10 protein-coding genes are annotated in these 13385 nt (G+C 59.4%); 1 reads left to right on the forward strand and 9 read right to left on the reverse strand.

What is annotated here, in order from left to right; genetic code table 11:
* Positions 1-105: 105 nt before the first annotated feature.
* A complete protein-coding gene (locus ACUW6V_RS00745) occupies positions 106-1746 on the forward strand; it encodes an alpha,alpha-trehalase (protein WP_063265588.1) in 1641 nt (546 codons plus the stop codon).
* 64 nt (positions 1747-1810) lie between these two features.
* Here the strand turns inward: ACUW6V_RS00745 and ACUW6V_RS00750 are convergent, their stop codons facing one another.
* The 9 genes from ACUW6V_RS00750 to ACUW6V_RS00790 all read right to left on the reverse strand — a co-directional run bounded on the left by ACUW6V_RS00750 (position 1811) and on the right by ACUW6V_RS00790 (position 12998).
* Positions 1811-3790: an autotransporter outer membrane beta-barrel domain-containing protein gene (locus ACUW6V_RS00750; RefSeq protein WP_454037866.1), complete on the reverse strand. Its 1980-nt coding sequence runs from the start codon at positions 3788-3790 to the stop codon at positions 1811-1813.
* A gap of 268 nt (positions 3791-4058) precedes the next feature.
* Complete coding sequence (locus tag ACUW6V_RS00755; protein ID WP_454037867.1) at positions 4059-5510, reverse strand: tagaturonate reductase; 1452 nt, start codon at positions 5508-5510, stop codon at positions 4059-4061.
* A 117-nt stretch (positions 5511-5627) separates the two neighbouring features.
* Entirely contained in the window at positions 5628-6155 is a 528-nt protein-coding gene (locus ACUW6V_RS00760; protein WP_054625318.1) for a GNAT family N-acetyltransferase, read from the reverse strand.
* An 87-nt stretch (positions 6156-6242) separates the two neighbouring features.
* Positions 6243-7214, reverse strand: a complete 972-nt coding sequence (locus ACUW6V_RS00765; protein WP_032989521.1) for a sensor domain-containing diguanylate cyclase — start codon at positions 7212-7214, stop codon at positions 6243-6245.
* A 69-nt stretch (positions 7215-7283) separates the two neighbouring features.
* Positions 7284-8276: a diguanylate cyclase gene (locus ACUW6V_RS00770; protein ID WP_454038049.1), complete on the reverse strand. Its 993-nt coding sequence runs from the start codon at positions 8274-8276 to the stop codon at positions 7284-7286.
* Positions 8277-8499: 223 nt separating this feature from the next.
* The gene (locus ACUW6V_RS00775; protein ID WP_454037868.1) at positions 8500-9942 is read right to left on the reverse strand and encodes a diguanylate cyclase domain-containing protein; all 1443 of its coding nucleotides are present in this window, start codon (positions 9940-9942) and stop codon (positions 8500-8502) included.
* A gap of 131 nt (positions 9943-10073) precedes the next feature.
* On the reverse strand, positions 10074-10421 hold the full coding sequence (locus ACUW6V_RS00780; protein WP_012124763.1) for a DUF4186 domain-containing protein: 348 nt from the start codon (positions 10419-10421) through the stop codon (positions 10074-10076).
* Positions 10422-10430: 9 nt separating this feature from the next.
* Positions 10431-11357, reverse strand: a complete 927-nt coding sequence (gene glsB, locus ACUW6V_RS00785; protein ID WP_105623750.1) for a glutaminase B — start codon at positions 11355-11357, stop codon at positions 10431-10433.
* Positions 11358-11408: 51 nt separating this feature from the next.
* Positions 11409-12998 (reverse strand): Tar ligand binding domain-containing protein, encoded by a 1590-nt coding sequence (locus ACUW6V_RS00790; RefSeq protein ID WP_454037869.1) that lies wholly within the window; start codon positions 12996-12998, stop codon positions 11409-11411.
* Positions 12999-13385: the final 387 nt, after the last annotated feature.

Below are 13385 nucleotides of genomic sequence, written 5' to 3' on the forward strand. Positions count from 1 at the left end.
CGTTCAGTCTCTTCTTAAACTCTTTGCCGCCCGGTTAAAGAGCGATAACGATTTGCTAAACTTACAGAATCTGAAACGAAAGCCGCTCTGGAGGTACGTATTAGCATGTTTCAACAGACAACACGCTTACCTTTCACAGAGGAATTAGCTGAGAAGGCGCGTATGGACCCTGAATCGGGTGAAATTATTCCGGATACCCGCGACGTCGAGCCGCAGCCTGAATCGATCGAAGGCATGCCATCCCCCGACGCGCTGACGCCGGCAGACCGCTATTTAGAGCTGTTTGAGCATGTTCAGGCCTCCCGTATTTTTGCGGACAGTAAAACGTTCCCGGACTGCGCGCCGAAAGTGTCGCCGCTGACCATTCTGATGAACTACCGTCAGGCCAAACGCCTGCCGAACTTCGACCTGCGCCGCTTTGTCGAGGAGCACTTTTACTTTCCGGTGATCAACACCAATCCGTATGTCTCGGACCCGAACCGGACGCTGACTGAGCACATCGACAACTTATGGCCGATTCTGACGCGCCAGCCGCATGAGCATCTGGAGAACTCATCGCTGCTGCCGCTGCCGCAGGCGTATATCGTGCCAGGCGGACGCTTTACCGAGACCTATTACTGGGATTCTTACTTCACCATGCTCGGCCTCGCCGAGAGTGGCCGCCACGATATGTTGCGTTGCATGGCGGATAACTTCGCCTGGATGATTGAAAACTACGGGCATATTCCGAACGGCAACCGCACCTATTATCTGAGCCGCTCGCAGCCGCCGGTGTTTGCGCTGATGGTGGAGCTGTTTGAAGAGGATGGCGTACGCGGCGCGCGGCGCTATCTTGATCATCTGCTGATGGAATACGCGTTCTGGATGGATGGCGCTGACACGCTGGAGGCAGGCCAGGCGTTTCGCCACGTGGTGAAAATGGCCGACGGCACAGTGCTTAACCGTTACTGGGATGACCGCGACACCCCGCGCGATGAATCCTGGCGCGAGGATGTGGAAACCGCAAAACTCTCCGGGCGTCCGGCGAGCGAGGTCTATCGCGATCTGCGCGCGGGCGCGGCCTCCGGCTGGGATTACTCCTCCCGCTGGCTGCGCGATCCGGACCGCCTCGCGAGCATCCGCACCACACACTTTTTGCCGGTGGATCTCAACGCGTTTCTCTACAAGCTGGAAACCGCTATCGCCAACATCGCGCAGTTAAAAGGTATTCCGGCCACCGCGACGATGTTTCGCAAAAAAGCGATTGACCGCCGCGAGGCGGTTAACCGCTATCTGTGGGATAACGACATGGGCGCGTTTCGCGATTACGACTGGCGTCGTGGCCAGCTCGCATCGTTCTCTGCCGCCTGTGTGGTGCCGCTGTATGTCGGGCTTGCCAGCTATGCGCAGGCGGATCGTATCGCGACGAATCTGCGTGAACGCCTGCTCTGCCCAGGCGGTATCCTGACTACCGAAGTGGAAACGGAACAGCAGTGGGATAAGCCGAACGGCTGGGCGCCGCTCCAGTGGATGGCCATTCAGGGGCTGAAAAACTATGGCGACGACGCGCTGGCTGACATCATTGCCAATAACTGGTTGCGTACGGTGAAACGATTCTACAATGAGAACCATAAGCTCATTGAGAAGTACCATATCGCCGACTATTCGCCGCGCCCGGGTGGCGGGGGTGAATACCCGTTGCAGGACGGCTTCGGCTGGACCAACGGCGTTACGCGCCGCCTGATTGCACTTTATGGCGAACCGTAAGCCGTTTACCGTGTAAAAACAGAGGGCAGCCTGATGGCTGCCCTTTTTTATGGCGGCAATGGACTCAGAACGAGGCGCTGAGGCCGATGTTATAGCGCGTCTGCTCGCCGCTGCTGAGGCCTGCGGTTTGCGACAGCGCCGCAAACGCCGACACATTACTGCTTAACGCGACGCTGGCACCGGCGGTGATATCCATCCAGTTTTTATCATCTTGCGCCCCGTCGCGGCTGAAAGTGAGCGATGTTGACTTCAACCCGCCCTGACCGCGCCAGACCGAATCACCGAACTGGTGTTTGTAATCCACCTGCGCGTACGGTTTCACCGGGCCGATATCGGCATCGAGACGCCAGCCGATGCTGCCGATTTGCGAATGGAAGTTCTGATCGCGAAAGCGCATCGCGGTGCTGTCGTCGCCCGCTTCGCTGTACCCATCCACGTGGCTGTAATCCCACGCGTACTGCACCACCGGCCCGGTCGTGAGTGCGCGGGTCACCGGCAGATCCAGCCCGGCGGTCAGGCGCGCGCCCCAGAGTCTGGCATCCGTTTCGCCTGTCTCAACGCGCGTCAACGGTCCTAACTCCACGCGGCGCTGAATATTGCGGTATTCACCTTTCAGCCAGTGGACATCGGCGTTGACCCAGCCCGGCCCGAAATCGACCGCGGTAAAGAGCGCCGCCTGATAACCGCGCGCGTCGTAGCTCAGGTTATCGGTCGGGCGCTGATCGTCGAGCGATCCGGCAATCAGCGCGCCGACCAGCCAGTTGTCTGTCACCCGATAATCCGCGCCGATCGTCAGATTGTTGGTGTTGGCGCTGCCGTCGCCGGTCTCATTTTTGGTGTAGCGGGCATATTCGCCGCTGTAGCCGCCAAAAATGCCCGCGCTGCCCTGCTCCGCCTGTTCAGTACGGCGTTGCTGATAACGGCTGTCGAGCGTGGCGCGGCTGTTCTGTACCTGCGCCGCCGTCGCCTTGTTCAGCAGCGCCACCTGCGCCGGGGCGGCGAGTATCGACTGGATATAATCCGCCATCAGGCGATGCACCTGCGGGCTCGGATGCAGATGATCGGCAAAGAGCCACGCCTGACTGCCATTAAACCCGGCGCTCGACGACGTACAATCAGCGGCGGAAAGGCCCGGCGGGCACGCCATCCCCGCGGTATTGGTGATGCCGAACTGGCCCGGATTCGCGAGGATTTCATTAAAGATAGCGTTGATATCGGCACGCACGATATTGCCGCCGCCGTTCGCGACCAGCGCCTGCTCCTCGGTCGCGTTATAGAGCTGGCTTAACGCAGAGACCTGTTCAGCGGCCGCCTGATACGCCGCATAAAGGCCGTCGCCAAGCGCCTTCGAAAGCGCCGGAACCGGGCTCACTTCTCCCGCCGCCGCATAAAACGCGTTGCGAATCGCCTCCTCGCGCGCGGCTAGTGTCGGGGTTTGCGCATTGCCAAGCGACGCGAACGCAGCCTGCAGCGCGGCGCTGTTACCGGCCGTTCCCAGCTGAACAACGGTTTCAATTAACGTCGGCGTTGCCGAGACGTCCGGCACCGTTGGCACAATCACCGTGCCTGCGCCCGCGTTTAAAAGCGTGCGCACCTGCGACGCCGCCGCCGTGGCGCTGCCGGTCACAATGGATTGCGCCTGTAGCGGTTGCAGCACCGCGGCACCCAAATCGTTACCACCCACATAGTGGATATAGAGCCCGTCGCGGTCCGCCCGGCCATTCGTCTGGCTCAGATAGCGCTGCACCTGCTCCTGGGTGTTGTCTGTGCCAAGCGCCGGCACCGCCACCCCACCGCCTGCGGCGTAGTTATTGCCGCCTTTATCCGAGGGCGCAAGCGTCAGGCCATATTTTTGCGCGAGGATTTCGTCATACAGCGGATAACGATTGCTGTCGAACGTGTAGCGGCCATTGTTGCCGGTATCGCTCAGGCTGTCGCCAAAGACGTAGAGGTTATCCCACGCGGCGGCGGGCGCGGCAACGCCACAGGCTAAGCCCAGCGCCAGCCCTACCTGCAGGGAAAGACCAGAGAGTGAAAAAGACATACGCGCTCCTGCGTTTCAGAGGTCAATATTTAAAGAAAACCATGCGTTATAGAGTGTAGAGCGTTTGCGCCAGCCCACCCGATTAACACCTGGAATTGAGAGTCTGCGCGAGAAATGTGACGGTTTGCCTTATGTTCACTGCCAGAAAGCAAACAGCGTTGTGGCTTAAGCGTAAGGTTTTTTGAATAAATAGTATGTTGTAACTAAAATCATAACTTTATGAAAAAACCCGGCAGGTGCCGGGTTCGTTTTGAATCGTATGCGCCTGTCAGCACAGCGGCGCGACCGCGTGACGCATGCCCTGATTGAGAATGGCGTCAAGATCGCGCGTCACCTGCGCCGCGAGCCCCGGTACCGCTGTCAGATCCTGCTCCCAGTGCTCGCAGTCCGCCAGTACCGCGTCCACCAGCTCGCGAAGCGTAATGGTGTTATCGCCGCGTTGCGTCCAGAGCTGCTCAAACCGCGCGAGCCAATGGGCGTCATCCTGAAGCGGATAACCATCTCCGTTTCGCTCGCCGCGATAAAACGCAATGAGTGCCGCCAGCGCAAAGGTCAGGCGCGGCGGCAGCGTGCCCGTTTGCGCCTGCCCCGCCAGCAGCTGTGGCAGAATACGGGTGCGGAATTTGGTCATGCCGTTAAGGGCGATGGAAAGCAGCTGATGCTTGATGTACGGGTTGCGAAAACGGCTCACCACCGCATCGGCGAAAGATTCCAGCTCGTCGCGGGGCAGATCCAGCACCGGGATTATCTCGTCATGGATAGCCCTCTCAACGAACGCACAAATCTGCGCGTCGTTCATCGCCTCGCCGACCGTATTCAGCCCGGCCTGGAAAGCCACCGGCACCAGCGCCGTATGCGCGCCGTTCAGAATCGCCACCTTACGCGCCTTATACGGCTTAATGTCATCGACGATAAGCACATTGAGCGGCAGTTTATCGAGGCGTAACTCCTGTGCGAGCCACTGCGGCCCCTGAATCACAAAAAGATAAAAGTGTTCGGCGGTATCCAGAAACGCGTCGTGATAGCCGAGGCTTTCCTCCAGCTGCGCGACTTCATCGCGCGGATAGCCCGTGACGATACGATCAACCAGCGTCGAGCAAAACGTATTCGCATTCTCAAGCCAGGTGGTAAAGGCCGCCGGCAGCGCCCATTCGCGGGTGTAGCGCAGTACCAGTTCACGCAGCGCCTCGCCGTTATAATCAATCAGCTCGCAGGGAATTATCACCCAGCCTTTATCCTGCGCGCCGTCAAAATGGCTGAATCGTTCGAATAACAGGCGCGTGAGTTTCGCCGGATAGCTCACCGCAGGCGCGTCGTCGAATTGATCCCCGGCGTGATAGCTAATCCCCGCTTCGGTTGTATTTGAGAACACAAAGCGAATATCCGGATTATGCGCAAGCTTCAGGAACTCGTCATACTGCGCATAAACGCTGATCTCACGATTCACCGAGCGAATGAGTCGTGACTCGCTGACCGCCTCGCCCTTCTCATTCAGACCGCGAATAATCGTCGTATACAGCCCGTCCTGTGTGCTGAGCGACGGCGGGAAATCGCTGGCGATAGGACGCACTACGACCACCCCAGCGTTGAGATCGGTATGTTCATTAAGAAGATCAACCTGCCAGTCGATAAAAGCACGCAGGAAGTTCCCTTCACCAAACTGGATGATGCGCTCCGGCCAGAGCGCGCCGGGAAAATCACGACGATTCAATGTTTTCACAATGGGTTCCTTGATGGATTAACAGCAGACTGCTGACGGATATTGCGCTCCACGCTATCAGAACCACCGTTTATGAAACCCCGTTTCGATCAAACTGAGCCGTTTTATTAAAAAATTTTATAGCTGCTTAAAAAAAAGCGTGGTGCCACAGGGACTGCCATCCGGCATCAGAGCGTAATGCGGGATCACACCGACCCGCTCCCATTGATGACGCGAATAAAAACGTTCGGCATCGCTGCCGGTGGACGTATCCAGCACCAGCACCGTTTTCCCGGCCCGACGCGCCTCGCTTTCCAGGGTTTCCATCAGCGCCTGTGCAATACCGGCCCGACGCGCGCGTCGGTGTACCAGCAGTTTTGAGACGTCCGCGCGGTGCGGCTGGTTTTCCGGCTGGCTGAGAATAAGCTGTACGGTGCCGACGGCCTTCCCCTGCGCATCAAATGCGGCGAGCACAACGCGCTCGTCACGGGCCGCGCTTTGGGCCACATCCAGCCAGAAGGCGCGCGCTTTCTCCACGCTGAACGGCAGCATAAAACTCACCGACGCGCCGCCTTCTACGCAGTCGGTCAGTACATCACAAAGGGAATCAAGGTGGGTCGGAATTTCCGCCGCGCTGAGACGACGAACACTATAGGATGTAGACATTGACACTCCGCCATGAGGATTTATCAAAGGGTTAACCGATAATCCTTATCATGGCGGAGAAACGCCGCAATTGGTCAGAGGAAAATCTTATCCTGCGGCGCGCTTGTGGGTGGTTTTCATCTGATACATCTCGTTATCAGCGGCGTTCAGTAGCCCGGCGAGATCCTGATGTTTATCGTCATCAAATTTTACCACGCCCCACGAGAAGCCAAGCCGCCACGGTTTACCGCTGTCGCGGTTGAACGCGTCGGTCTGCTCGACCAGATACTGCAGCGCAATCCATGCGCCCTTTTCGTCGGTATCGTTAAACAGCACGACGAACTCATCGCCGCCGAGCCGTCCCAGCAGATCGCTGTCGCGAAAGGCGTTTTTCATCAGCATCGCCATCGCGTTTAACGCCTCATCCCCCGCCGCGTGGCCCCAGGTATCGTTAATCTCTTTAAAATCGTCGAGATCGATAAACCCGAGCGACATCGGCTCGCTGCGACGCTTATGGGTTGAGAACGCGTAACCGGCAAGTGACGTAAAACCGCGACGGTTCAAAAGGCCCGTCAGTTCGTCGCTCGTCGCCACGCTCAGCACCATAAACTCATCTTCAACGATCGCCGCCAGATCGCGTAGCAGATGCGCGTCTGCCTCGCTGAACGCGCGGGGTTCGGTATCGATAATGCACAGCGAACCGGCGGTCGCGCCGTCGGGCAGCCTGACCGGACAACCGGCATAGAAGCGGATATGCGGCGGGCCATTTACCAGCGGATTATCACGAAACCGTTCGTCGCTGAGTGCATCCGTGATGATAAGCGGCGCATTGCTTAAAATCGTATGCCCGCAGAACGAGACGCGGCGCGGGATGGGTTTCGGCTCTGCGCCATCACAGGAGACGAACCAGAGCTGCTCCTGATCGACGAGACTAATCAACGCCACCGGCGCGTTAAAAAGGCGCTTCGCAAGCCGGGTAAGACGGTCAAAACGCTCTGTCGGCGCCGCATCAAGCAGGCCAGAATCATGCAGGGACTGAAGACGCGCCTGCTCATTAACCGGGATATCGGGTGTTTTCATTGCGCAACCTGTAAGCACTGTTTAATTGAAGCATAGCGTATCCGGCATCAGGCAAAGAGACCGCCGCCGTCAAAGCGCGTAAATACGATTTTTACCTTCGCGCTTGGCGCTGTAAAGCGCCTCGTCTGCGGCTTTTAACCACTGCGACGCTTCGCGCATCTCCGCCGTGGCGCGCGCGATGCCGATACTGAGCGTGCAGCGCAGCGCAGGCTTCGGGAAAACGTCCATCTGCGCGGTCTGCGCCATGATGCGATCGGCCACCGCACAGGCGCGTCCGAATGACGTATCGGGCAGCAACACCACAAACTCGTCGCCCCCGAAGCGCGCCACGGTATCGCCGCCGCGCGTCGCCCCGCGCAGGATGTCAGAAAAGGTGACCAGCAACTGATCCCCTGCCTCGTGCCCGTAGCGATCGTTCGCAGCTTTAAAATCATCAATATCGATAAACATCAGCGCCGCAGGCTGTTCGCTTTGGTGAAAGCGCTGCAGCGCCGCGTCGATATCATGCTCAAGCCTGCGCCGGTTGGCGATATTGAGCAGCGGATCGGTGTTAGCGAAGCGTTCCAGCTCGCGGGTTTTCTCTCGCAGCCGCGCTGAGAGCGCGTGGCTCACCATACTGAGCGCCAGCACATAGACGGAAATAAGCGGAAGCGTGGCGTAAAGCGTGCGGGATGAGACCGACAGCGTGACCGGCAGACCCAGCGCCATCCACGTTGCCCCGAACATGAGCGCCATGACGCCCGCCGCCTTCCGCATCAGCGGAAAACCGCCTGCGGCGAGCCGGTCAGCGAGCAAAATGGTGGCGATCGTCACCGAGGTCAGGGGTGAAAGCGCCGTCTGCGCTATCCAGAAGCCGCCCGCCGCCGCGTCAGCCAGCAGGTTTTGCAGTTCGGTACGCGCAGGATGAGGGCTGCGGCGCGCGCGATAACGCGCGGCAACCGGCCAGAGAAACGCATTCGCGGCCAGCAGCGCCTGCGTCCATAACGGGCGGTGGAGTTCCAGTAATAAGGCGAACAGCGGAATAAAGCAGAGGGTGGTACCCAGCTGGCGCATAAAAAACATGCGCCTGACGAACCTGAGCGCGGAGGAATGCTGATGACGGTTTAGCTGCTCAGATGCGCTCTTCATACCAGTATCCGGTGACGAAACCCCGCCATCTTAGTAACCCCGGATCCTGGGGGCAAGTACTTTAAAGCGCTGACAGAAACAATTACTTCGTTTCCGAAAAGAAACGGCAGTTCAATATCTTATTCACGTGACACTGTCACTGAGCGTTTGCGTCACGTTATGAGAGATGCTGCGCCAGGCGGAGCGTGGGCTGATGTTCATCATCTACCGACGTGCGGTTGCGCCCCTGTCGTTTGGACTGATACAGCAGCGTGTCCGCCTCACGCATCAGCCGGGTGAACGCGTCGCTCACCCGCTCACGCGGTGCGGCGTCATAGCCAAGCCCGATACTGACGCTAAAAGAGACGCTTTTCCCTTCGCACACCACCGGTTGACCCGCCACCTGCTGGCGAATCGTTTCGGCCAGATGACACGCGCGGTCGAGCGTTATAGTCGGGCAGACCACCACGAACTCCTCACCGCCCATTCGCGCCACGCGCCCGGCCTCGCCCGTTATCTCTCGCAGTTTTTGGCCAAACACCGCCAGCACCGCGTCGCCGCACTCATGCCCGTAGTTATCGTTAATACTTTTGAAGTGGTCGAGATCCATCAGCATCACGCACAGCGGCCGACCGGCGAGCGCCGGATTGTTATCGTCGCGCGCCAGCGCCTCAAAAAGCCCGGAGCGTGAATACACGCCGGTGAGATGATCATAATTGGCGCGCCGGGAGATCTGCGCCAGTAGCGAGTTAATGGCGCTGACGCTCACCGCCACAATCGCCGGGCAGATGGCGATGGTCGCGACACCAAGACGCGTCGAGAACATCTGGCTGCCGACCGAGAGCTTCGCGGAGCTGATTTCAATGATCCCGGCGCTGACCAGAATAATTTGCAGCACACCGGTGCAGAGCGTTAAGAAACAGGTCACGTTCAGCGGATAGCGCACCGCGCACCAGATAAGCGCCGCGACGGGAAACGCCAGGCAGCCCGCGCCGCCGATGACCACCGAGGCCGCAAGCGACGCCACCAGCGCCAGAAACGGCCACAGCGCTTCGGGTTTCACGCGCGACGGCCACGACGGGCGCGTAAGCGTCAAAATCCACGGCATCAGCAGCACGCCTGTCGAGAACTGCTCGCTGAACCAGTCGCACAACAGCGGCAGAAAGCCCTGCGCGTTAATGCCGAGGCTGCCCGTCGCGCCGAAAAAGGCACACAGCAGCGCCGCCGCCAGACAGTAGTTAAAGAGCCGCAGCGCATTAACCGGGCGGGCGAGCGCAGGCCCGCGACGTTTATCGCGCACCAGCAGCAGCGCCACGGTCACGATAAACACCATATTGGAGAAGTTAATCAGCAGCGAAGCCGCGCCCCACGTGGTGGTCATCGCGTCATAAGCGAGCATCGCCACATAGCAGATAGCGTAGTAACCAGGGCGGTTCAGGAATGGATAGCGCGCAAACACCGCCGCCATCACCGCATTCAGCGGCCAGAACAGCGACAAGGGCTCAACCAGACGCATCATCGCGCCCAGGAAATAAAACAGGGTGGTCAGAAGAAAAAGAAGGGATGCGTTGAGCAACATTTTTTCTTCACGAAAACCAGTCAGCTTCACCTGGTTAAACATAGTGTATCGCTTACGGCTGCGGGCGGCGGCAGAAAGACGGCGCCGGGATAACGGAATGGCAATAAGCTTAACACGTTTTAAACACAAATCGGCGGGTGTTTACGCGTGCCAGCGCAAAATCGCGCCGCCGCTCAGCGGTTCATCTCCTGTACCAGCCAGCGGTGGATCACGGCAACGATATAGGCCTGTTGTGCGGCGCTGAGCGCCACACCCGCCGGGATGTGATGCCACTTCGCCAAACACCCGCGACAACAGGTGGCGGTGGCGTGCTGGGCGATAAACACCGGGTGCCCGCGCATCGGCGTCTGCTTACCATCATTCGCGGGCTCAGCGGGTGCCAGCCGTCTGGCGATAAAGTCCGCGGCGTGCTGGTCAATCACCTCCGGGCCTTTATCGATGCAATACTGCCGCTCTTTCGCGCCGAGGTGAAAACGGCGGCGAAAGGCGGAACGGTTCAGGCGCGCGAACAGCGCATCCATAACGCCTCCTCAGAAAATGGAACGGCCAATCTCGCGGGCAAGAATTTCCAGCGCCGCGATGCCGGCGAGCGAGTTTCCGGCGTGATCGAGCGCCGGGCTCCAGACCGCGATAGACATCTCATGCGGCACCACGGCGATAATCCCGCCGCCGACACCCGATTTCCCCGGCATTCCCACGCGCCAGGCGAATTCGCCGGAGCTTTCATACATGCCGCTGGTCGCCATCAGCGCGTTAACCTGTCGCGCCTGCACCGGGCTGATTACCGGCGTGTCCAGATGCGGCGCCCTTCCCTGATTCGCCAGAAACAGAAAGGCGCGCGCCAGCTCCGCACAGCTCATCTTCAGCGCGCAGTAGTGAAAATAGTTCTGCAAGACGGTGATGACGTCGTTGTGGAAATTGCCGAAGGATTTCATCAGATAGGCGATAGCGGCATTACGGGCAGAATGTTCAAACTCGGAGCGCGCCACGGCGGTGTCATAGATGATATCCGGCGCGCCGCAGAGGTTACGCACCACTTCCAGCATCCGCTGTTTCGGCGCGCTTAAGCGGCTTTGCAGCATATCGCAGACCACCAGCGCGCCCGCATTAATGAACGGGTTACGCGGTTTGCCCTGCTCCAGCTCCAGCTGCACCAGCGAGTTAAAGGGTTGCCCGGAGGGATCTTTCCCGACGCGCTGCCAGATCTCGTCGTCGTCGTAGCGCCCCATCGCCAGCACCAGGCTCAGCACTTTGGAGATAGACTGAATGGAGAAGCGCTCATCGGCGTCGCCTGCGGCAAAACACTCGCCGCCGACCGTACAGACGGCGATCCCAAGCCGGTCGGCGGGCACATCCGCCAGCGCGGGTATATAGTCCGCCACCTTGCCCTGTGCGGCGAGCGGGCGCACCTGTTCGAGAATTGAAGCCAGTAATTCGTTATTAAGCGTGTGGGTCACCAGAGACTCCCGGCGCGAAGGACGATCGTTCGGGCCGGGAGTATAGCAATCTCAGGCGGAAAGACGAAAGCGCGAGACGGCTTCCGTGAGCCTGCGCGATTCATCACGCAGGCGCAGCGATGCCTGGGTGGTGTGCTGCACCAGCGTCCCGGTCTCGCCCGCCACCTGGTTGAGCGCGCCGATGCGCTGCGTTACCTGATGAATGCTGTCGCCCTGATTGACGGTCGCCACGGCGATTTCGCCAAGCAACCCCGTCAGATGGCTCACCAGCGCCATCACCCGCCCCAGATTCTCTTCAAGCTTCGATACCGCCTGCGAGCCTTTCTCGATTCCCTGCAACGAGTGATGGATAAGTTCCTGAATGGTCTGTGTTGAATGACTGCTCTTACGCGCCAGCAGCCCGACCTCTTTTGCCACCACGGCGAAACCGCGGCCGTGATTCCCGGCATGCGCCGCTTCAATGGCGGCATTAAGCGCGAGAATATTGGTCTGGAACGCGACGCTTTCGATCATCGCCACGATCCCGCGCATCTCCGAGGAACGCGAGACGATATCCTGCATCGAGTGGTTCACCGTCACCATCATTTCATCGCCGCCTGCGGCCACCCCCCGCGCTTCATCGGCGCGGGCGTTCGCCACGCGGGCGTACTCGCTGTTCTCTTCCACGTGCGCTTCCAGCGTTTCGATATGCTCGGTGACTTTTCGCAACTCTTCCGCCTGCAGTGCCGACTGACTGAAAAGCTGCTCGTTGCCCGCCGCCAGCTCGCCGATATTGGCAACCATCGCGGACGTCGCCTCGCGGACCTCGTTAACCAGCTGTTGCAGCCCGCCCTGCATCTGGCCGATGCTCTGGCTCAGCTCCGCCATCTCGCGGTTGACCAGTTTATCTGACGGCAGCGGCGTGCTAAGATCGCCTGCCGCCAGCCGGTTGATATGGGTGATAAGTCTTCTTAGCGGGCGGATCACCCACACCGCCATACTGCGCCACACCAGCAGCGCAATGGCGAGCAGCACGCCGAGCGCCATAATAAACAGCCGCTGCGCCTGCTCAAGACCGCCCAGCAGCTCGCGGCTGTCGCGGTCCGCCCGCTGCGCGTTGGCGCTTTGATAGCGGGCGAAGTTGTCGTTGAAATCGGCCTGGAACGCCTGCACCGGCACCGCGAAAAACGCGTCAATGCTGTTAGTGCTGACAAGGCCGTCCGCCTGCTCTTTCAGCGCGCCATAAAAATTTTCATAGCTCGCCTTTAAGGGATCATCTTTCGCCCGGTTAAGTTTGCCGTAGCGCTCAAACGCCGCATGGGAGCGTTTCAGCGCGGCCTGCGCCTCATCCATCAGGCTGTTCCAGCTCCCCACCGAGCCGGTTTCTTTATCCTGCATAAAGTAGATGCCTGCACGGTTCAGTAAGTCACTTGCCATCAGGAGCGTGACGCGGGCGTCATCCATCGCCACCTGCTGCTGGCGCTGCGCCTCGTGGTGCTGGACCTGCTGCTGCGTGTCGCCAAGCAGCGATGAGAGCATCAGTGTGGAGAGAATTTGCAGTGCGGAGAAGAGCGTAATAACACACAGAATGCCGGCCATCAGCCCGAAGCGAGTGCGCGGCACGACGCGCCGGATGGCGCGGAAAATTTTAGTTAGGTTCATGTTTTTCTTCGTTAAACAGCGAAAACCTCCGCGAGTCTACAAAGCAAAAATGACAGAACCATGTCACGGATATGACAAAGGGCCGCATGAGCGGCCCCTTACTCCCAGGGCGGGTAAGCGAAACGCACCCGCCGGTCAAACTGAACCACGGCCACCGTAGGGCGGGTAAGCTCGTAGGGCGGGTAAGCGAAGCGCACCCGCCAGTCAGGCTGAACCAATGCGCGGCCCGGCGGGATAACGCTTTTATTCACCGCATCACTTAGCGGCGGTTTTTCCACACGGTCTGGATATTGCAGCTCATGTAGGGCGGGTAAGCGAAGCGCACCCGCCGATAAAACCAAACAACTATGCGCGGCCCGGCGGGATAACGCTTTTATTCACCGCATC

This window comes from Cronobacter sp. 153480017-3 (genome assembly GCF_053627815.1).